Origin of the sequence: Collinsella sp. AM09-41, assembly GCF_003473245.1 — a bacterium.
Lineage (GTDB): Bacteria > Actinomycetota > Coriobacteriia > Coriobacteriales > Coriobacteriaceae > Collinsella.
On sequence record NZ_QRMJ01000004.1, the window covers coordinates 77,260 to 96,911 of the forward strand.

Below are 19,652 nucleotides of genomic sequence, written 5' to 3' on the forward strand. Positions count from 1 at the left end.
CTCGCTACAGCGGTGCAGCCGCCGGGGTCAGCTGCTTAATGTAGGCCCACATGCGCTGCTTGGCGGCCTTGTCGGTGAGCGCCGCCTCAAAACCGTCGAGTGCCAGCACGCGGCGCCCCTGCACATGGGCGACCAGGCCGGGCTTGAGCATGGCGGTGTCAAAGTCATCGATTGCCACAAGCATATCGGCATAGGTCTCGCGCATGACATCGGCCGCGCTGTTGTCCAGCAGCAGCACCGCCTCGGGGTCTAAGGTCTCCAGCGCCTCGCGGAACAGGTCGCACGTCAGGGCCTCGCCCACCGCGACCGCTCCGTCGCCCGCGCCGGCGACGCTTGCCAGCACGCAAAAATCCTCGGGGGCATATCCGATGGCGCCGAGCGCCTTGCGCAACGCGGCGCCATCCGCGCCGGCAGCCAGCTCGCCGCCCGAGCACTCGGCTTCATCCAAATCGCCTTTGACCAGCACAATCGGCGAGCACGCGTTGCCCGCGATGCGCACACCGCGATCTGCAAGCGACGCGAGCTCCTGCTCGGTCGCCTGAGCGATGGCTTCTTTTTTCTGGCTTTGTGACGTGGGCATGCGCTCTCCAATCGTTTGCGTGCCCACCATTATATAAAAGAGCCGCCCGCGAGTGGTTGCTTTGCGGGCCGCTGGGTATAAGCACGGTCGTACTGAGTTTTACGCGGCCGAGCCGCGTCGTATTATGGAGGTCACCATGGCTGACATTAAGCAGATTACCCCCGAGAACTTTGACGCTGTCGTCAACGATAGCCTGCCCGTACTGGTTGATTTTTGGGCCCCGTGGTGCGGCCCCTGCCGCTCGCTCTCGCCCATCGTAGACGAGGTTGCCGACGAGCTGGCCGGCAAGTTGGCTGTGGCCAAGTGCAACGTCGACGACAACCAGGACCTGGCCATGAAGTTTGGCGTCATGAGCATCCCCACGCTGATCGTCTTTAAGAACGGCGAGGAGGTCGACCGCTCGGTCGGCGCCTTACCCAAGGCAAGACTTCAGGCACTGCTGGAGAAACATCTGTAATACGCTTGTTACCTGTCTGCCGTCCATGAGCGGTTTCGCACCGCTCGCCGGAGTGCCAAACGCAAGGTATGCGACCACGGATAGTATGGTAGATACAAACAGCCCCCAGTGAACGGGTGCGGGTCAGACGGACTCGCACCCGTTTTCTTATGCGGCGGCGCTCAAGGCGGGCGTAGTAGAATCTGAACCACCATATCGCCCCGTACAAAAGGAGATTCCCATGCATGACGTCGGAATGAATATGAGCCAGCTTGCCATGAGCGTCAAGCAGGTCGACGACACCATTGAGCTCGCTCACGAGTGGAGCCATCAGCTGCTGCATGCGACCGAGAACTTTGATATGGAGCGCATTGGCGCCAAGCTCGAGGCCGCCATGTCTGCGCTGCACGAGGCGCACGATGCGCTCGAGGGCTACGAGGAGGCCATCGAGGCCGACCACAACTCCGTCGGCTCTGTGAAACTGGTGTAACGTGGCCGAGCACGAGCACGCGCACAATCACGGTGCGGACGACGATGCGAGCTGCCGCTGCAGCGGCGCCAACTCCGAGCTGGTCCGCTTTTCGGTCACCGCGCCCGACGACCTGCTGCGCCGCTTTGACGAGCAGATCGCGCGCCGCGGTGACGTGGCTAACCGATCCGAGGCCGTACGCGATCTGATTCGCGCCTCGATCGCCAAGGAGCAGATGCGCACGCCCGACGAGCAGGTCATCGGTTCGCTCACCATGATCTATGACCACCATACCGGCGATCTGACGCGCCGTCTGGACGAGGTGCAGCACGACTACACCGACGAGATCGTCTCGACCATGCACGTGCATCTGGACCACCACAACTGCTTGGAGATTCTGGCGCTCAAGGGTCGCGGCGAGCGTGTCTACGAGCTGGCCGACCGGTTGCTGGGACTGCGCGGCGTTAAGCACGGCGAGCTCACCTGCGCCGCCACCAAGCAAAGCCTGGGGCTGTAACGGGATTTCCCGCAGCGCACCTGCCAAAAAGGGACAGGTTTCAACGAAGGAGGGTCGCATGCGACATGTGCATATCCATGTAACGGGCATTGTGCAGGGCGTCGGCATGCGGCCATTTGTGTATCGCGAGGCTATGGCGCATGGCATCTGCGGCTGGGTGCTCAACGCGGGCGATGGCGTACACATCGAGGCGCATGCTTTGAGCGAGGCGCTCGACGAATTTGTCACCGCGCTGTCGGAGCACGCGCCGGCCGCAGCCCGCGTTGAGCATGTCGCTGTTGCAGACCTGGAGCCCGACGCTTGGGATGCCGACGATGAGCAGGTCTTTCGTATTGTAGCGTCGCAGGATCAGACCGTGCACACGACGCTCATCTCCCCCGATATCGCCACCTGTGACGACTGCCTGCGCGAACTGTTCGACCCCGCCGACCGTCGCTATCACTACCCCTTTATCAACTGCACCAACTGCGGGCCGCGCTTTACCATCATCCGGTCGCTGCCTTATGACCGAGCGGCCACGTCGATGGATTGCTTTCCTATGTGCCCCGAGTGCGCTGCAGAGTATGGCGACCCGCTTGACCGGCGCTTTCATGCGCAGCCCGATGCCTGCTTTGACTGCGGGCCACATATTACCTGGCGCGAGGCGGCGGGCGACATGGAGCTCGAGGGTCTGGGGGCGATGCCGGCCGTCGGCAGCACGCGCGAAACCAGCGATGCCATTATTGACCGCTGTGTCGAGCTGCTGGCCAGCGGCGGTATTGTCGCCATCAAGGGGCTGGGCGGATTCCATCTGGCCTGCAACGCCGCCAATGAGCAGGCGGTGGTCGAGCTGCGCCGTCGCAAGCGCCGCAGCAACAAGCCGCTTGCCGTTATGGTGCGCAGCCTTGCCGATACTGAACGCCTGTGCCATGTCGATGATGCCGAGCGCGACCTGCTAACCGGTAGCATCCGCCCCATTGTGCTGCTGCGCCGCCGTGTTGTTGGCGAGGGAGATTCCCCCGACGGCCTTACACTCGCGCCATCCGTCGCGCACGATCTACCCGAGCTCGGCATCATGCTCCCCTATACACCGCTTCAGCATCTGCTGCTTGCAGCTGCCTCGTCGCATGGCATGCACGCGCTGGTCATGACCAGCGGAAACCTGAGCGAGGAACCTATCGAGACCGACGATGCCCTTGCATGGGAACATCTTGTTGCCGCCGGCATCGCCGACGCGCTACTTGGCAACGACCGTGCGATTCTCTCACGCTACGACGACTCCGTGGTACGTGTGGTCGACGGCACCGTCATGCCTGTGCGTCGTGCACGCGGATATGCGCCGCAACCGTTGTCGCTGCCGGCGCTCGACGGCACTGCACCCTGCGTGCTCGCCTGCGGGCCGCAGCAAAAAGCCACGATCGCGCTCACGCGCGAGGACGCCGACGGCCATGTGGCCTGTTTTGTGTCGCAGCATATCGGCGATGTCGAAAACGGCGCGACCTTCGATGCCTGGAGCGCCGCCCGCGCACGTCTAGAAAACCTCTTTGACCTGACGCCTGCCGCCCTGGCATGCGACATGCACCCCAGCTATCTGCCGAGCCAGTGGGCACGCGAGCGGGCACGGGAGCGCAGTCTGCCGCTTATCGAAATCCAGCATCATCATGCTCACATCGCGAGCGTAATGGCAGAGGCGATTGCCGCTGGCCGGCTTGCGCCCGATGCGCGCGTCCTCGGTATTGCCTTCGATGGTACGGGTGCCGGCACCGACGGCACCATATGGGGCGGTGAGTTTCTTATCGCCGGCCTTGCCGATTTTGAACGCGCCGCGCACCTGCGCACCTGGGCGCTGCCAGGCGGAGCCGCATCCGTGCGCGATGCCCGGCGCAATGCCTTTGCCCTGCTGAGCGAGCTCGGCCTGCTCGAGCATCCGGGTGCCGCGGGGCTATTGGGCACCCTCGACGAGCAAACACGCAGCGTGACAGCCACCATGATCGAGCGCGGCATCAACAGCCCGCGTACCAGCAGCATGGGGCGTCTCTTTGATGCCGCGGCAGCGATTCTGGGCATCTGCGGCAAGGCAACCTACGAGGGCGAACCCGCCATAGAACTCGAAGCCGCCGCCTGGCGCGCGCTCGGCAGTAAGACCGTTCGTCTCGACGACAATCACACAGGCGTATTCACGTCTGCCGACGACTCCCCCATCTTGGACCCCCAACCGCTCATCGAAGCTCTTCTGAATGGAATCGAGGCAGGCGCGCCGGCCGACCGGCTCGCCCTCGGGTTTCACATCGCCATTACGCACGCTACGACCCACATCGCACGCGAAATCTGCGCGCGCGAAGGCATCGATACCGTCGCGCTCTCGGGCGGTGTGTTCATGAACCAGCTTTTGCTTCAGCCCCTTACCCACGAACTCAAAGACGCCGGTCTTGCCGTCTTGGTCCCCCACGCTGTACCCGCCAACGACGGCTGCATCGCCTACGGTCAGGCCGCCATCGCTCGCGCTCGCCTCGCGCAGACGGCGTTGCGATAGGCTGTTTTGCCAGCCTGCGCGCCGCCGTCTCACAGGTGTAACGCGTTTGCTCGTGACTCCCGCGAGCGCTACCATCAACTGATGGGTAATTAGGCGCCTATCCAGCGCAAAACGTATAAAAGGGGAACATTATGTGCCTTGCCGTTCCCGGTAAAGTGGTCAAACGCGACGACGACCTTAAGGCGACCGTCGACATGATGGGCATCGAGCGCCCCGTTTCGCTGCGCCTCGTGCCGACGGCACAGGTAGGCGACTATATTCTCGTGCACGCCGGCTTTGGCATTCAGATTGTCGACGAGCAGGAAGCCCAAGAGACACTCGAGCTCGTCAATACCATGACCGAGCTGGCCGAAGAGGACCAGCTCGCCACCAACCCGGCCGAGGCATACTAGTGGCGGCGGCGCAGCCGGTTCGCTCCGGTATCGACTTTTCGGCATTTCGCGACCCCAAGCTGGCTCGCGAGCTCATCGATCGTATTCATGAGCTTGTCGGCAACCGCAGCATCAACCTTATGGAAGTCTGCGGTACGCATACCGTGAGCATTGGCCGCTATGGCTTTCGCTCCATTATGCCGACGGGGCTCAAACTGCTAAGCGGCCCGGGGTGCCCCGTTTGCGTCACCGCCAACCGCGACATCGATCACGCAATCGCGCTTTCCAACATGGACGGCGCCATCATCACCACCTTTGGCGACATGATGCGCGTGCCCGGATCGTCCACCTCGCTTGCCGCGCAAAAGGCGGCGGGGCGCGACATCCGCATCGTCTATTCTCCGCTCGACGCACTCGACATTGCTGAGCAAAATCCCGAACGCCCGGTTATCTTTATGGGCGTCGGCTTTGAGACCACAACGCCCACCATTGCCGCTGCTGTTCTGGAGGCCGACGCGCGCGGACTCCAGAACTTCTCGGTCTACTGCGCCCATAAGACCACGCCGCCGGCTCTGCGTGCGATCTCCAACGACCCCGAGACCGCCATCGACGGCTTTATCCTGCCGGGTCACGTCGCTACCATCACAGGCCTGGCACCCTTTGGGTTTTTGGTCGACGAGTTCGAGACCCCCGGCGTGGTCACGGGATTTGAACCGGTCGATATCTTGCAGGGCATCTGTATGCTGGTCCAGATGGTTGTCGAGAACAGGCCCGCGATCGACAACGCCTACCGCCGTGGCGTCAATGCAGACGGCAACCCCGTGGCGCGCCAGCTGGTCGAGCAGGTGTTTGAGCCATGCGACACCACGTGGCGCGGGCTGGGGCCGATTGCCAACTCGGGCCTTTCCATCCGCCCCGAGTTCTCGCGCTTTGATGCCCGCACTCGCTTTGACGTGCCCGTTGAGGCGACGGTCGAGCCGCGTGGGTGCCGCTGCGGCGACGTGCTGCGCGGTGCCATCACGCCGAGCGACTGTCCGCTGTTCGGCCACGCATGTACGCCCGAACACCCCGTCGGCCCCTGCATGGTGAGCTCGGAGGGCAGCTGCGCGGCGTACTTTAGATACCGTAACTAGCCCGGACGCACCCGCACACTGGCACCACCCACGATTGGAGTTTTCGATATGTCCCATAGCGTTACCGATAGCACCGTCCTGCTGGGTCACGGCTCCGGCGGCCAGATGATGAAACGCATCATCGACGAGGTCTTTTTGGATGCCTTTGGGTCGCCCGAGCTGCTCGAGGGCAACGATGCCGGCGTCGCCGCGCTGCCCGCAAGCGGGCGTATTGCCATGTCGACTGACAGCTTTGTGGTGACACCGCAGTTCTTCCCCGGCGGCAACATCGGCCGACTCGCCGTGTGCGGAACCGTCAACGATGTCGCGACCTCGGGTGCCAATGTGCGCTACCTGTCGTGCGGCTTTATCCTCGAAGAGGGCTATCCCATGGACAAGCTGCGTCAGATCGCGCAGACCATGGCCGAGACGGCGCGCGAGGCGGGCGTGGCGATCATCACCGGCGACACCAAAGTGGTTGAGCGCGGCGGGGCCGACGGCGTCTACATCAATACCGCCGGCGTGGGCGAAGTGCCCGCGGGTGTGGCGCTCAGTGGCGCAAACTGCCAGCCTGGCGATGTCATCCTGGTGTCGGGCACACTCGGCGACCACGGCATCGCCATCATGAGTCAACGCGAGGGCTTGGCGTTTTCGAGCAACATCGAAAGCGATGCCGCACCGCTCAACCACCTGATAGCCGACGTTCTGGCCGCAGCCCCCGACACGCGCTGTTTCCGCGACCCCACGCGCGGCGGCCTTGCATCCACACTCAATGAGTTTGCGCAGGCCAGCGGCGTTACGATGGAGGTCGACGAGGACGCCGTGCCCGTGCGTCCCGATGTGCAGGCAGCTTGCGAGATGCTCGGCTATGACGTGCTGCAGGTGGCAAACGAGGGCAAGATGGTCGCCGTGGTGCCGGCCGAGCAGGCCGATGCGGCTCTAGCTGCCATGCGTTCCGCACGCTACGGCGAAAACGCCGCGATTATCGGTCGCGTGCTGCCGCTTGGATTGGACGCTCGACCCGCCGTGCGCGTACGCACCGGCTGGGGCTCGACCCGCATCCTCGACATGCTCGTGGGAGAGCAGCTGCCGAGAATTTGCTAGCGGGCGAGCGCTGGCCGGCGCGGCTTCGCTCCGCCACCAGGCCGTCGTCCCGCCCTGCCCGATCCGCTGCCACCCCAAGATTGAGCGAGCCAAATGTTCACCCTGGAAATGAGCGGGGCACACGTGCGGCAGAGAGCATGTAAATCGACGAATGCATTTCCCCCAAATATCAAATAGCCCCGCGACCGGGCTGAAATCGGTCGCGGGGCTTTGCATTTTCAAGCTTTGCTGTTGTCTACGCTCTGAACTTTGGATACGTCAGCAGCATGAGCGCGACGCTCACGCCCAGCTGCATGAGAATCTGGCGCACGTCGCCGGCACCTCCTAACGCCGCGGCGCGAACCAGATTGGCGACGCCGAGTGGCATGCCGCCGCCAAACCAGAGCGAAAGACCTAGCAGCACCTTGTCACCCATATCAGGCTCAAAGGGCACCGAGGCCACCACCGCCCGATACGCTCGCACCTCAAGGAAGATCAACGCCACGATGAGCAGCAAGGTAACGAGCATCGACGCGATCGATGCAGAGGACGCCGCAGAGCCCGTAAGCTCGCCCACAGTCGCATCCATAAGTAGAACGCCCACCGCATAAATCAGTGACATGACCCCCAGGGTCGTAAGCGCCGAACGCGCCCCAACGCGCCCCGCGCCCCTAGCGCCAACGTTTCTTGCCGTCATCGTTAACCTCCCTAAGCAAAGGGCCCGCCGGCGCGCACCGGCGGGCCAATCTTTCTGGAGCCAGCCCACCTTGGGTGGCCCAAAGCGCATCGGCGCGGCTTTTGCCCGCCTACTCCCCGCAGCCACTCTCGACAAGCGCCACGAGGGCATCGACGGCGGCCGCCTCGTCGGCGCCGTCGGCCGCAATCACAATCTCGCAACCGCAGATCATCCCCAGGCTCATGACCATCAAGATAGACTTGGCGTCCTTGGCGTCTCCGCCCACCTTGCCAACGGTGATCGAGCTCTCGTACTTGCTTGCCTCCTGCACAAACAGCGACGCAGGACGCGCGTGGATACCGCTCGGATTCTTGACGACCGTCGTCTTGGAAACCATCTCTGCTCCTTACTCCACCACGATGTTGTCGGTTGCGGTATCGGCACCATTGCTAGCGATAAGTTTCTTATAGTAGAAGAAGCTCTTCTTCTTACCGCGTTTGCCGGTGCCGTTGCCGTGGTCGTCCTGGTCGACCGAGATCTGGCCGTAGCGCTTGGTCATCTCGGAGGTGCCGGAGCTGATCAGGTCGATAGGGCCCCACCAGGCGTAACCAAAGACGTCGACACCGTCGAGAATCGCCTGGTGCATCTGCTCGACGTGCTCCTTCATATACTCGATGTGCGCGTCGTCGTCGCAGAAGCCGTTCTCATCGCGGTTCTCGGTCATGCCGTTACCATTCTCGGCGATGAAGATCGGTAGGTGGTAGCGATCGTAGATGTGGTTGAGCGTGATGCGGAATCCCACGGGATCGATCGGCCAGCCCCACTCGGTCATCTCGAGGTATTGGTTCTTGATCTCGGTAACCAGCTTGCCGCTCGGCTCGGGGGAAATTTTGCCCTTGTAGCGCATGATGTAGGTCATGTAGTAGCTGATGGAGATGTAGTCAACCACGCCGGCCTTGAGGGTTTCGAGGTCGCCGTCCTCCATCTTGATATCGACGCCGTAGTCGCGTAAGAAACGCTTCACGTAGTAGGGGTACTCGCCCTTGGCCTGGATATCGGTGAAGAACCAGTTGAAGTGGTCCTCAAAAAGCACCTGGAGCTGATCCTCGGGCTTGGAGGTCTCAGCGTAGTTCTCAAGACGGCAGAGCATGTTGCCGATGTGAGCCTCGGGGTCAATCTCGCGCAGTTTGATAACCGCCTTGGCGGAAGCCACGAGCTGGTTGTGAGCGACCTGGAACTTCTCGGGCCAACGGCCGGCATAGGGGTTGGAGCCGTCTTCTTTCTCGTCCCAAATCACGCCGCAGCAGGTGCAGGGGTTGGCGTAGACGTGGTTGATTTCGTTGAAGGTCATCCAATACTTGACCTTGCCCTTGTAGCGGCGGAAAAGCGTCTCAGCATAGTGCTCAAAGGCGTCGACCACGTGACGGCTCGCAAAGCCGTTGTACTCCTCGGCCAGGTGAAGCGGCATATCAAAGTGGTTGAGGGTGACCATGGGCTCGATCCCGTGCTTATGGCACTCGTCAAAGACTTTATCGTAGAAGGCCAGACCCTCCTCGTTGGGCAGGGCGTCGTCGCCGTTGGGGAAGATACGGCTCCAGGAAATGCTCATGCGAAAGACGCCGAAGCCCATCTCGCCCAAAAGCGCAATGTCCTCCTTGTAGGTGTGGTAGAAGTCGATGCCGCGTCGTTTGGGAAAATCATAGGCCATCTCGTCTGCCTTGCGAGCTGCGAGTGACTGTCGCGTAACGGAGTTGAGCGGGCCGCCCTCGACGATGCCCTCGCGGGCGCAGGTCTCGCGGTCGAGCAGAATCACATAGTCGGAGACCGCAGGGCCGCGACCGCCCTCGTCCCATGCGCCCTCGATCTGGTTGGCAGCGGTAGCGCCGCCCCACAGAAAACCCTCGGGAAAAGTCTCACCAAAGTCATAGGTAGAAAGGTCGATCATGGTATGTCCTCATCTCTCTTGGTTGGGTTGGGGATGCGAGCCGCAGGGCGCGACCCGCAATCGGGAGACGCGTTAGCGGGCGGTCAGCGCGCGCACTACGGGCATCATCTTCTTGGCCATGTGCAGCTCGGCGCTGATGGTCATAAGCGTATCCTGGGCGTGCACGAACAGCAGGGAGTACTCGACCTCCTCGCCGCCCGCCTGGCGCTGGATCATCTCGGTCTGCGCTTTGTGCGCCTCAAGGATCTTGGCATCAGCCTCGGCAAGATGCGCGTCTGCCGCATCGAAATCGAACTCCGCCAGGGCATCCATCGCCTTGTCGATGCAGGCGCGGCCGTCGCCAGCGTTGATGATGACGTTCATCGCGACCGCAGGAACGTTGATTGTCTCATCAGCCATCATGGCCTCCTATTCTTGGGTACCGGCCGCCTCCACGGCCGGTACTGAAACATCTGGTAGCAACTAGGCGACGAACTCTGAGTCGCCCGTAGAGGTTTACTCGACAGCAGCTGCGGCAGCGGCCTTGGCGGCTTCCTTGGCAGCCTTCTTGGCCGCTTTCTTTGCAGCCTTCTCGGCAGCCTGCTCTTCCTCGATCTTGCACTGGTAGTTATCGGCAGCCTTAAAGAACGGGAACCACAGAATCGCGGCGATCAGCAGGTTGACGCAGACAAGTGCGATATTGCGCACGTCTCCGCCCGACATAAAGAACGCCGAGACCGCATTGGGCAGGAAGTTCATATCGAAATTCTCGACGTGCAGGCTCGCCCAGCCCATGCTCATCCAGAGGTAGGCGTTGGCAGACAGCAGGATAGACTGCAGCACCATGGGGATGAACATAAAGGGGTTGGCGACGATCGTGGAGAAGACCAGCGGCTCGTTAATGTTGAACAGCGACGGGATAATCGTTGCACGGCCGAGCGTCTTGTTCTTCTTGGACTTGGCAAAGAGCATGTAGAAGGCCAACGGAAGCGTTGCGCCCTCGCCGCCGATCATGATGTAGCGAGTAATGCCGTACGCGTTAATGTTAGTGGGAGCGAGGCCTGCGGCATAGGCGGCCATGTTCTCGGCAAGAGCAGACTTTTGGATGGACTGCTGGATCGGCGAGAACACCCAGCCGGAGATGCCAAAGAAGTAGAAGGTGTCCATGACAAGCGGGATGGCGATGGTGCCGGGCAGCGTCTGGGCAAAGCCGGTAACGGGCGAAAGGATGATCGCGACCGCGCTAAAAACGTCGACCTGGAGCATGTTGGTAAAGAGCCAAGCCACAAAAAGCGACAGCAGCACCGCAATGATGTTATCGAACCAGTTCTTGACGAAGTCGGGCACGAGGCTGTCCTCGGAAAAGAACGTCATGCGCGCCATGCGCTTGTAGATAAAGCCAACGACAAATCCCACGACCATCGCGGTGAACATGCCACCCGCGCCAAACTTGGCCATCTGGAAGACATAGCCCTGATCGGTGATGGTGGGGTTCATGCACAGCATAAAAGCGCCTATACCGGTAAAACCGGCAATCATGCTGCGGTCTTTGCGATCTTCCTTGACCGCAACGTTATGCGGGATGATAAACGCCATGAACATGCCCACGAGGCCAAACGAGAACGTAGTGAGCGGCGACAGGTCGGGCAGGACCGGGACAAAGCGACGGATAATGTTCCACAGGCTCGGGATGGCCGAGACCATGGAGAAGGGGACGATGTAGAGAACTGCGTCGGAGATAACGCCAAACCAGTAGGTTGAGGTAAGCTTGTTCATCACGGGGACGACATGCTCGGTGATCCACGCCTGGATCGCTTCCATGAACTTTTGCAGCATGTTGTCCCCTCCTAGTCTTCGTCAAGCAGGTCGTAGGCATCCTCGAGGATGCTCTCGCCGTCGAGCGCCGCGTAATAGTCGGGGTCGATGGCCATGACCTTCACGCCGTGAGATGCCACTTGAGACTGGATCTCGGGCACCTCGGAGGCGAAGTGCGGACCGAGCAGGAGGACGTCGATCTTGTCGGCGTAGTCCATAATCTCAGACTTACTGACTGCCTTGATGGTGCAGTCAAGACCCTTGGACTTTGCGACCTTGCGCATGCCTGCCGCCATAAAGCCGGTCGAGGCACCGATGCCGCAAGCGAGGAGAATGCGAACGGTGCCGTTCTCATCTGCCATGGGGTACTCCTTTCCCAATAAGCGGGCTCGAGGCAGCTCCGATGCCGCTGCGATCCCCGCTGTGTTCTTGGGCGCCCGTGTCGACCCGGCCGCCCTTGACCGTGACTGCACTATACGCGGCGGAGGGCTCTTGCCGCCAACCGACTTTTTGCCGCATAGCGGCAAGGCAGCAGATTTTCCGCCCGCACGGCAAGCCGGGCGATTTTCCGCTTGGGCGGCAAATTAGAAAAGACACCCTTTCTTAACCTGAGATACCATGGGGCGGTACACCCTGTCTGCCGTTCATCTCTTGGAGGAAAGCCATGGCGAGCGCCAAGCAGAACCGCATCAACCGCATGATCGACGTGCTCGAAAACAGCAGCTCATGGGTGTCTTCCTCGATGCTTGCCGGCCTTTTGGGCGCGAGTGAGCGAAGCATCCGCAACTATGTTGCAGAGGTCAACGAGACCGGTACGCGACATATCGAATCGTCTAAAGAGGGCTATCGCCTTGCCACGGCGGCGCCGGCTGCCGCCAGCGCTTCCGCTAGTCCTTGCGAAGGTGTCAATACCCTCCCCGCGAACGCGGACTCCAGGCGCGACTTTACTATCTCCCGCCTTGTCAACGCATGCGATGGACTCTCCGTCTTTGATATCGCCGATGAGCTCTTTATCAGCGAGAGCACGTTTCAGAGCTCCGTGATGCCGCAGGTGCGCGCGCTCGTTCGGCAGTTCGACCTCAATGTCGAGACACACGACTACCGCATGAAACTCACGGGGCGAGAGGCCGACAAGCGCAAGCTTCTCGGCCACATAGCCACCCACAACTCCTATGGCTATTTCACCTCAACCAAAACGCTCGAAAACATGTTTCCCGACTTTGACGTGCAGGCAACCCTCTCGAGCTTGGTCGCGATCTGCCAGCGCTCGGATCTATTTATCAACGGCTACGCGCTCTCCAACCTGCTCGTGCACCTGTTAGTGATCATCATCAGGCTCACCTCGAACAACGAGCTCAGCGAGGTGGACGGCCCCATCGACGCAGACGGCCTAGTGACACAACTCGGGCAGCGCGAACAGATCGTACGCTGCGCCCAGCGCATTGCCGCCTACTTTGAGAAGGAGTTTGGTTGTGCCATCCCACGCGACGATTTTCAGCAGATTCTGCTGCTTTTGGCGCTTTCCGTCGAGCGTTGCGATTTTGACGAGCTCAGCCGCGAGAAGCTCTCAAGCATCATTGACCGCGAATTTGTAGACATGGTTCTGGGGATCCTCGACGAGTGCGGAAAGCGCTACGACCTGCCACGCTTTATCGACGAGCCCATGCGCCTACAACTCGTCCTGCATATGTTTAACGCCTACCAGCGCGCCGTCTACCGCGTAAGCTACCCCAACCCGCTCGCCGCGCAGATCAAAAGCGAGTACGCACCGGTCTACGACATGGCGGTCTATATCGCCCACCGCTTCTCCACCGCCATGGATATTGAGGTGGGCGAAAACGAAATCGCGTTTATCGCCTTTCATATCGGCGCTTACTTTGAGAAGTTCTCCGCACCCGACGGCGCCGTCACCTGCACAGTGATTATCGAGGAGTACCACGACTTTGCACGAAGGCTCGTCGACGACCTCAAGACCGAGTTTGGCGATGACATAAGCGTTGTCGCCGTGATGAGCTGCGATAGTTACCTGGCCAATCCGCCCGAAAGCGATGCGGTAATCACCACAATCGACGTGCCGGTTTGTGGAGGCACCACCAAAGTCTTGATCGGACCCATCCTCACTAAGCAAAACGTGCGAAAGATCCGCGACCGGCTTTGCGCCATCCAGGAGCGGCGGCGGCGCCTCTATGCCCAGGGCCTTTTGGGGCGTCTGCTGCAGCCGGGGCTGTTTATACGCAACATAGACGTAGTCGGCGCCACAAGCTGCATCGACCAAATGGGGAAGCTTTTGGCTGTTCAGGGGCTCGCAACGCCTGAGTTTATCGCTGACGTGCATCTGCGTGAGAGCGTCTCATCGACGGCGTTTACTGACAGCCTCGCCATACCCCACGCGATCTCGGTATATCCCAAGCGCTCGTTTATCGCTGTGGCCCACAATGACACCCCGATTCCCTGGGGACGCCACGACGTGCGGTTTGTGCTGCTCATAGGCATCGCACAGGAAGATATGGGGCTCTTTAGAGATGTGCTCGACCTGATTATCGAAGTGTTCTCCTCGGTAGAGACCACGATGAGGCTCATGCAGACCGACACGTTCGAAGAGTTTCTGGCTGCGTTTACGCACGATATCGGATAAAGGGCTCAACCCGCATCCTCGACATGATCGTGGGAGAGCAGCTGCCGAGGATCTGCTAGCGGGCGAGCGCTGGCTGGTGCGACGTGGCTCACTATCCCTGAAGATGTTTTGATTCCAAACGTGCCCGACGCGCAAGCCCAGTATTATGGGGTGCGTTTTGGAACCCAATGACGGGAGCTTTCATGGCAGCAGCTTTTTCCCATGTGATCTTTGACCTGGACGGCACCATTCTCAACACGCTCGAGGACCTGGCGGCCGCCGGCAACCACACCTGCGAGATGCACGGCTGGCCCCCGTTTGCCGTGGACGAGTACCGCTACAAAGTGGGAAACGGCATGCTTAAGCTGGTCGAGCGCTTTATGCCCGCCGAGTACGCAGGCGACAGCCGTATGTTTGAGCAGACGCTTGCCGAGTTTAGGGCTTACTACGGCGAGCACAAGGAGGACCACACCGCTCCCTACGCCGGCACGATTGAGATGCTCGACCGTCTGCGCGCAGCGGGCGTTCAGCTTGCCGTGCTCACCAACAAGGATCATATTTCGGCAGCCCCGCTTATCGAGAAATACTTTGGCCGCGATCGCTTTGCGTTGGTACAGGGCCGCGTGGACGCATTTCCGCCCAAGCCCGAGGCACCCGTCACGTTGCATGTGATGAAAGAGCTGGGCGCCGATCCGGCAACCACGCTCTATGTGGGCGATTCCAATGTCGATGTTCTGACCGGCCACAACGCCGGCCTTAAGAGCGCGGGCGTCAGCTGGGGCTTCCGCGGCCGCGCAGAGCTGGAAGCCGCCGGCGCCGACTACGTGGTAGATACGCAGGACGAACTCGCCGAGCTAATCTTGGGCGAGTAGCGAGCGACACCGCTTAACGCAGCTGCGACAATTCTTCCGCGCGGAAAGCGCATCCCGTTTTGGAGCTCCGGAATGGGACGCGCTTTCCGCTTGAGCCCCATCGGGGAAACGGCATCCCGTTGTGGAGCAATATTCCGGGTCGCACTTTCCGCAACCCACCCCATCCGGAAACCGCGACCCACTATTCGCCCAAATACCGGGTCGCATTTTCCCGAGCGCTCGATGCGGCATCGGCGCAAGGAGTGTCCCCAACTGCCGACAGAAAAGGAACGTCCCCAACTGCCACCTCAATGACTACCATGGCAACGCCGCAGGTAGAGGACGGGCAGCGAGCGGGCACCAGTGCGAACAAATTGGCATGAAAAGAGGACGGTATAGACCTTCTGGTCATGCCGTCCTCTTTGAATGACAAGTTGTCGCTCTGGTGCCCGCGCAGCGTCGGGCAGTTACGGCGTTTGGTAAAACGCCGTAACGAACTACCGCGTAACTCCCCTAGCTCATCATCGCATTCATCATCTCGGTGGTTGCGGAATCGTCAGCAGACCACTCGCCATCGTCATTGGCGGTGTACTTGAAGGTAACCTTGGTGTCCTTGGTCTTAGCGGCCTTGGTCACGTCGACCATGACCTGGCCGGCCATCTTGTACAGGTCGTCCTCGGAAGGCATCGTATCGAGCGCCGCGATCTTCTCCTGATACTGGGTGGCGAAATCTTCAACGATCTTGTTCATGGACTTGCAGGTAATGGTGACATCGGCAGTCGCGGTGCCCTTGTCCTCGTCGACCGTCACATCGCCGATCTTGTAGTCAAAACCCTCGAGATAGCTCTTGGCGTACTCCTTGGGATCGATGCCCAGCTGCTCGAACTCGTCGCCCGAGGCCTCTTCCAGGCCGGCGAGGAAGTCGTCGCCGCCGTTCTTGACCTCGTCAAACTGCGTCGTAAGATCCTCGGTGATGAGCTCCTCAACCGAAGGACCTCCGCAGCCGGAAAGCACAACCACGCACGCGACCAGAACAGCCATCAGGGGCGCAAGCAGCAGCTTCTTCTTCATGACATTCCTCCCAACAAGCGGCACCGCGCTTCCCGACGCGGTGCGCGTCGTAACAATAAGGCCATACTAGCCGATAACGAACACCCCCGGCAAAGCAAAGGCGCAGTCGGCTCGATTTAACGTCCGAACGGTTTACCGGTCCGCCCAACGCGCAATAAAACGTTCCGCCGCATTGCAATAAAAAAGGGCGGCCGGATAACCCGACCACCCCAAAACACCCTTATGTTGCCGCAGACTACTTGCGGACGACCTTGACGATGGCATCGCCAGCGGCGACAGCGGAGTCAGCCTCGACGGCGAGCTCGACGTCGGCGAACTCGGCGGTGTTGGACACAGCCACGACGACGCAGTCCTTGTAACCGGCGGCAGCGATCTTGGCGCGGTCAATCTTGAGCATGGGCTGGCCAGCCTTCACGACGTCGTCGGCCTTGACGAAGCCCTCGAAGCCATCGCCGTTCATGTTGACGGTATCGACGCCAACGTGCACCAGAACCTCGATGCCGCTATCGGACTGCAGGCCCACGGCGTGACCCATGGTGACGGTCACCTTGCCGTCGCAGGGAGCGTAGACCAGATCGTCCTCGGGCCACACGGCGCAGCCCTTGCCCAGAACCTCGCCGCCAAAGACGGGATCGGGCACGTCGGCCATCTTGATGACCTTGCCCTTGACGGGCGAGCACAGCACGTCGGCGCCGGCAGAAGCAGAGATGGAGGACGGAGCAGCGGCAGCCGCGGGCTCAGCCTTCTTCTTGAACATGTCAAACAGACCCATACGTTTTCTCCTCTTGATTAAGCGCAACGTTATGCGCATGCCTATGGTGATTATAGTGCCAAATGGTTCAAATGCTAAGGTGGGGACTCGAATCGCGAGCCCATCCCAACGCTTTTCCCCGGTGGCACTCATATTGTCGATTAATCCAGGCCCTCGGCACCGTTGGACTTGATGATCTTCTGGTAGGCGTAGAAGCTGTCCTTGCGGCGGCGCTCGTAGGTACCGGTGCCGTCGTCGTACTTATCGACGTGAATGAAACCGTAGCGCTTGCGCATCTCGCCGGTGCCGGCAGAAACCAGGTCGATGGGGCCCCACCAGGTATAGGCGATCAGGTCGACGCCGTCGGCAATGGCCTCGCCCATGGCCTTGATGTGGCTGCGCAAGTAGGCGATACGATACGGATCGTGGATGGAGCCGTCCTCCTCGACCTCATCGTAGGCGCCCATGCCGTTCTCGACCACCATCAGCGGAATCTCGTAGCGGGCGTAAATCTCGTTGAGGGCGATGCGCAGGCCCAGCGGATCGATCTGCCAGCCCCAGTCGGTGGACTCCAGATAGGGGTTCTTGCCGCCAAAGGTCATGTTGCCCTCGGTCATCTCGTGGTCCTTGTGGGTGCCCACGGTTCCGGACATGTAGTAGCTAAAGGTGTAGAAATCGACCTTGCCGTCGGCGATATCCTGCAGATCGCCGTCCTCCATCACGAGCTCGACGTCATTCTCGGCCCAGAAACGCTTGGCATAGAACGGATACTTGCCGCGCACCTGCACGTCGGAGCAGTACCAGTTCATGGTATTCATCTCCTGCTGCGTGGCGAACACGTCGGCCGGATCGCACGTGGCGGCATAGGAGAGGACGAAGCAGTCCATGTTGCCCATCTTAAACTGCGGATAGTGCTCGTGGGCATAGCGCACGACGCGGCCGCTGGCGACAAACTGGTGATGCAGGGCCTGCATACGGGCCTGCGGCGTGGTGTGGACCGCCGAAGCCGGGCCCTCAAAGCCCTGGATCATGCTGGTCCCAAAGAGATTGCCCATGTCCTGGGTGCCGCAGTTGATCTCGTTGAAGGTGAGCCAGAACTTGACCTTGTCCTGATAGCGGTCGAAGACGGTCTGGCAGTACTTCTCAAAGAAGCCGATGAGCTCGCGGCTCGCCCAGCCATTGTATTTCTCGACCAGGTGATAGGGCATCTCGTAGTGCGACAGGGTCACGAGCGGCTCGATATTGTGAGCGCGCAGGCAGTCGAAGACGCGATCGTAGAAGGCGAGGCCGGCCTCGTTGGGCTCGGCGTCGTCGCCGTTGGGGAAGATGCGGCTCCAAGAGATGGACATGCGGAACATGTTGAAGCCCATCTCGGCGAACAGTGCGATGTCCTCCTCGTAGTGATGGTAGAAGTCGATACCGTCATGATTGGGGTAGAAGCGGTCGGGGTCGATGTCGATCGTAATCTGACGCGGCTCCTTGTAGCTGCCGCCCAAAAAATGGTCATCGACGGAAGGACCGCGGCCGTCCACGTTCCAAGCGCCCTCAAACTGATTGGCGGCGGTAGCGCCACCCCAATAGAAACCCTCGGGGAATCCCATAAGTGCCTCCTCGCTCATGCGTGTTGCTGATGAAACGAGTATGCCGCCGAGTCGCTCCAGGCCAGGGCGAAGGCGCCGATTTGGACACTTCTTTTCGCAGACGCGCGCTGCAACAGCGCTGCAGCTGAAACTTTTTGACACCGAAGGAGCGAAGACGATCCGCCCCGCGCTTACCGGCGGTATGCCGCGGGGGTGCAGCCATACTTGTCGTGAAACTTACGGTAGAAGAAGCTCATGTTTTCATAGCCCACCGCATGCGCAGCCGCCCCGGCCGTGGCGCCACCGCGCAGAAGCTCGGCCGCACGCACCAGGCGTCGCTCCTGCACAAGCTGCCTAAAGGTCTTGCCCACATGCCGCTTGAGGAGCGCCGTCGCATAATTAGGGCTCAAGCCAAACTCCGCCGCCATCCCCTCGAGGGAGCATGCAGCGAATTCGCGATCGATATAGCCGAGCATTCCCGTCACCAGGGCAGTGGGCCCCGCCGCGCCGTCCGCCGCGCCGCGCACCAGCTTGCGCTCGTAGCAATCCATGAGCTCGGCCAAAAACAGCTGAAACAGACGCAGGACGATCTCGGGACCATTAGGGCTCGGGTCATACAGCTCACAGAGCATCTCCTGCATGTAGCGCCGAATCCGACGGCTCTCGCCGCAATGAAAACGGACATGGCCCCGATGGTCCGTCTCGCTGTTGAGCGCGTTGAACAAAAACCGCGAGACCGCGCTCTCGCGCGAGAGGCTCGACTCGAGGCTCCGGCGCAAAAAAGAGCGTGAAACGGTCATGCTTAGCATGATGTCGTCCTCACCAAGCGCCGCCACGGCATGCGGGCAGAGGGCGTCGAGCAAAAGCACCTCGTTGCGGCCCAGTTCGAGCCTCTCCCCCGCCACCGTCTGCGGGCAGCGTCCGCGATACACATAGCTCAGCTCCACGTAATCATGCACGTGCTCGGGAACTGCATTAAAGCGCGAGTTTTTCCTTATCGTCAGGCCACGCGGCATGCCGGGCTGGGCGTAGGCAAACCCTGGCTGCCCAATCTTGCGCACTGGGCATCCGTCGATTTCGACATGCTCGGTCATAATCGACCAATCAAATGCCATGCCGTCTTTATAAGCGATCTCACTGGCGCTCAGTTCGCTGAGCCTACGCTCGAGCTCGTCGATCTCCATGGCTTGCCAATCGTTGATTTGGTCATAGTTCGTCGTGATTCAGATATTAGCAGAACGCGCCGACGCGTCCATAATCTGTGCTATACAGCAGATCGATCGAGCCAAG

Annotated in this window: 20 protein-coding genes; 9 read left to right on the forward strand and 11 right to left on the reverse strand. The window is 60.8% G+C overall.

Going from position 1 to position 19,652, the window contains the following annotated elements; all coding sequences use genetic code 11:
* Window positions 1-4 precede the first annotated feature (4 nt).
* Window positions 5-580, reverse strand: coding sequence for a hypothetical protein (locus DW112_RS06175; protein ID WP_118328574.1), 576 nt, complete (start codon window positions 578-580; stop codon window positions 5-7).
* 136 nt (window positions 581-716) lie between these two features.
* On the opposite strand from DW112_RS06175, the gene trxA reads away from it, so the two are divergent.
* From trxA to hypE, 7 genes are all read left to right on the forward strand, one after another.
* Window positions 717-1,037, forward strand: a complete 321-nt coding sequence (gene trxA / locus DW112_RS06180) for a thioredoxin (RefSeq protein ID WP_117793968.1) — start codon at window positions 717-719, stop codon at window positions 1,035-1,037.
* A gap of 220 nt (window positions 1,038-1,257) precedes the next feature.
* The gene (locus DW112_RS06185) at window positions 1,258-1,506 is read left to right on the forward strand and encodes a hypothetical protein (RefSeq protein WP_117564540.1); all 249 of its coding nucleotides are present in this window, start codon (window positions 1,258-1,260) and stop codon (window positions 1,504-1,506) included.
* A 1-nt stretch (window position 1,507) separates the two neighbouring features.
* Complete coding sequence (nikR, locus tag DW112_RS06190; RefSeq protein ID WP_118328575.1) at window positions 1,508-2,002, forward strand: nickel-responsive transcriptional regulator NikR; 495 nt, start codon at window positions 1,508-1,510, stop codon at window positions 2,000-2,002.
* Between the two features lie 58 nt (window positions 2,003-2,060).
* Complete coding sequence (hypF, locus tag DW112_RS06195; protein WP_118328576.1) at window positions 2,061-4,514, forward strand: carbamoyltransferase HypF; 2,454 nt, start codon at window positions 2,061-2,063, stop codon at window positions 4,512-4,514.
* A gap of 131 nt (window positions 4,515-4,645) precedes the next feature.
* Window positions 4,646-4,906, forward strand: coding sequence for a HypC/HybG/HupF family hydrogenase formation chaperone (locus DW112_RS06200; RefSeq protein WP_055250830.1), 261 nt, complete (start codon window positions 4,646-4,648; stop codon window positions 4,904-4,906).
* Window positions 4,906-6,018: a hydrogenase formation protein HypD gene (gene hypD / locus DW112_RS06205; protein WP_118328577.1), complete on the forward strand. Its 1,113-nt coding sequence runs from the start codon at window positions 4,906-4,908 to the stop codon at window positions 6,016-6,018. The genes DW112_RS06200 and hypD overlap by 1 nt, the downstream gene beginning before the upstream one ends.
* A gap of 48 nt (window positions 6,019-6,066) precedes the next feature.
* Complete coding sequence (gene hypE / locus DW112_RS06210) at window positions 6,067-7,101, forward strand: hydrogenase expression/formation protein HypE (protein WP_118328578.1); 1,035 nt, start codon at window positions 6,067-6,069, stop codon at window positions 7,099-7,101.
* A 235-nt stretch (window positions 7,102-7,336) separates the two neighbouring features.
* On the opposite strand, the gene DW112_RS06215 is transcribed toward hypE, so the two are convergent.
* From DW112_RS06215 to DW112_RS06240, 6 genes are all read right to left on the reverse strand, one after another.
* Entirely contained in the window at window positions 7,337-7,777 is a 441-nt protein-coding gene (locus DW112_RS06215) for a hypothetical protein (protein WP_117803553.1), read from the reverse strand.
* Between the two features lie 109 nt (window positions 7,778-7,886).
* Window positions 7,887-8,153 (reverse strand): HPr family phosphocarrier protein, encoded by a 267-nt coding sequence (locus tag DW112_RS06220; protein WP_118238422.1) that lies wholly within the window; start codon window positions 8,151-8,153, stop codon window positions 7,887-7,889.
* A gap of 9 nt (window positions 8,154-8,162) precedes the next feature.
* Window positions 8,163-9,701, reverse strand: coding sequence for a glycoside hydrolase family 1 protein (locus tag DW112_RS06225; protein ID WP_117803551.1), 1,539 nt, complete (start codon window positions 9,699-9,701; stop codon window positions 8,163-8,165).
* Window positions 9,702-9,773: 72 nt separating this feature from the next.
* Window positions 9,774-10,100, reverse strand: a complete 327-nt coding sequence (locus tag DW112_RS06230) for a PTS lactose/cellobiose transporter subunit IIA (protein ID WP_199569964.1) — start codon at window positions 10,098-10,100, stop codon at window positions 9,774-9,776.
* A gap of 96 nt (window positions 10,101-10,196) precedes the next feature.
* Entirely contained in the window at window positions 10,197-11,516 is a 1,320-nt protein-coding gene (locus DW112_RS06235) for a PTS sugar transporter subunit IIC (protein ID WP_118328579.1), read from the reverse strand.
* 11 nt (window positions 11,517-11,527) lie between these two features.
* Complete coding sequence (locus DW112_RS06240) at window positions 11,528-11,857, reverse strand: PTS sugar transporter subunit IIB (RefSeq protein WP_117803548.1); 330 nt, start codon at window positions 11,855-11,857, stop codon at window positions 11,528-11,530.
* A gap of 302 nt (window positions 11,858-12,159) precedes the next feature.
* Here DW112_RS06240 and DW112_RS06245 point away from each other — a divergent pair, with 302 nt between their 5' ends.
* Together DW112_RS06245 and DW112_RS06250 are read left to right on the forward strand one after the other, a co-directional pair.
* Window positions 12,160-14,130, forward strand: a complete 1,971-nt coding sequence (locus DW112_RS06245) for a PTS sugar transporter subunit IIA (RefSeq protein WP_118328580.1) — start codon at window positions 12,160-12,162, stop codon at window positions 14,128-14,130.
* Between the two features lie 182 nt (window positions 14,131-14,312).
* On the forward strand, window positions 14,313-14,981 hold the full coding sequence (locus tag DW112_RS06250) for an HAD family hydrolase (protein ID WP_233545875.1): 669 nt from the start codon (window positions 14,313-14,315) through the stop codon (window positions 14,979-14,981).
* Window positions 14,982-15,473: 492 nt separating this feature from the next.
* Here DW112_RS06250 and DW112_RS06255 read toward each other — a convergent pair whose 3' ends face one another.
* The 4 genes from DW112_RS06255 to DW112_RS06270 all read right to left on the reverse strand — a co-directional run bounded on the left by DW112_RS06255 (window position 15,474) and on the right by DW112_RS06270 (window position 19,546).
* Window positions 15,474-16,031 (reverse strand): hypothetical protein, encoded by a 558-nt coding sequence (locus DW112_RS06255; RefSeq protein WP_117757704.1) that lies wholly within the window; start codon window positions 16,029-16,031, stop codon window positions 15,474-15,476.
* Between the two features lie 235 nt (window positions 16,032-16,266).
* A complete protein-coding gene (locus DW112_RS06260) occupies window positions 16,267-16,803 on the reverse strand; it encodes a PTS glucose transporter subunit IIA (RefSeq protein WP_117634515.1) in 537 nt (178 codons plus the stop codon).
* A gap of 140 nt (window positions 16,804-16,943) precedes the next feature.
* Complete coding sequence (locus tag DW112_RS06265) at window positions 16,944-18,383, reverse strand: glycoside hydrolase family 1 protein (RefSeq protein ID WP_118328582.1); 1,440 nt, start codon at window positions 18,381-18,383, stop codon at window positions 16,944-16,946.
* Window positions 18,384-18,553: 170 nt separating this feature from the next.
* On the reverse strand, window positions 18,554-19,546 hold the full coding sequence (locus DW112_RS06270; RefSeq protein ID WP_118328583.1) for a helix-turn-helix domain-containing protein: 993 nt from the start codon (window positions 19,544-19,546) through the stop codon (window positions 18,554-18,556).
* Window positions 19,547-19,652: the final 106 nt, after the last annotated feature.

Coding starts and splice junctions, on each gene's coding strand:
- DW112_RS06175 (WP_118328574.1), bottom strand. CDS start 580: ATGCCCACGTCACAAAGCCAGAAAAAAGAAGCCATCGCTCAGGCGACC.
- trxA (WP_117793968.1), top strand. CDS start 717: ATGGCTGACATTAAGCAGATTACCCCCGAGAACTTTGACGCTGTCGTC.
- DW112_RS06185 (WP_117564540.1), top strand. CDS start 1,258: ATGCATGACGTCGGAATGAATATGAGCCAGCTTGCCATGAGCGTCAAG.
- hypF (WP_118328576.1), top strand. CDS start 2,061: ATGCGACATGTGCATATCCATGTAACGGGCATTGTGCAGGGCGTCGGC.
- DW112_RS06200 (WP_055250830.1), top strand. CDS start 4,646: ATGTGCCTTGCCGTTCCCGGTAAAGTGGTCAAACGCGACGACGACCTT.
- hypE (WP_118328578.1), top strand. CDS start 6,067: ATGTCCCATAGCGTTACCGATAGCACCGTCCTGCTGGGTCACGGCTCC.
- DW112_RS06215 (WP_117803553.1), bottom strand. CDS start 7,777: ATGACGGCAAGAAACGTTGGCGCTAGGGGCGCGGGGCGCGTTGGGGCG.
- DW112_RS06220 (WP_118238422.1), bottom strand. CDS start 8,153: ATGGTTTCCAAGACGACGGTCGTCAAGAATCCGAGCGGTATCCACGCG.
- DW112_RS06225 (WP_117803551.1), bottom strand. CDS start 9,701: ATGATCGACCTTTCTACCTATGACTTTGGTGAGACTTTTCCCGAGGGT.
- DW112_RS06230 (WP_199569964.1), bottom strand. CDS start 10,100: ATGGCTGATGAGACAATCAACGTTCCTGCGGTCGCGATGAACGTCATC.
- DW112_RS06235 (WP_118328579.1), bottom strand. CDS start 11,516: ATGCTGCAAAAGTTCATGGAAGCGATCCAGGCGTGGATCACCGAGCAT.
- DW112_RS06240 (WP_117803548.1), bottom strand. CDS start 11,857: ATGGCAGATGAGAACGGCACCGTTCGCATTCTCCTCGCTTGCGGCATC.
- DW112_RS06245 (WP_118328580.1), top strand. CDS start 12,160: ATGGCGAGCGCCAAGCAGAACCGCATCAACCGCATGATCGACGTGCTC.
- DW112_RS06250 (WP_233545875.1), top strand. CDS start 14,313: ATGGCAGCAGCTTTTTCCCATGTGATCTTTGACCTGGACGGCACCATT.
- DW112_RS06255 (WP_117757704.1), bottom strand. CDS start 16,031: ATGAAGAAGAAGCTGCTGCTTGCGCCCCTGATGGCTGTTCTGGTCGCG.
- DW112_RS06260 (WP_117634515.1), bottom strand. CDS start 16,803: ATGGGTCTGTTTGACATGTTCAAGAAGAAGGCTGAGCCCGCGGCTGCC.
- DW112_RS06265 (WP_118328582.1), bottom strand. CDS start 18,383: ATGGGATTCCCCGAGGGTTTCTATTGGGGTGGCGCTACCGCCGCCAAT.
- DW112_RS06270 (WP_118328583.1), bottom strand. CDS start 19,546: ATGGAGATCGACGAGCTCGAGCGTAGGCTCAGCGAACTGAGCGCCAGT.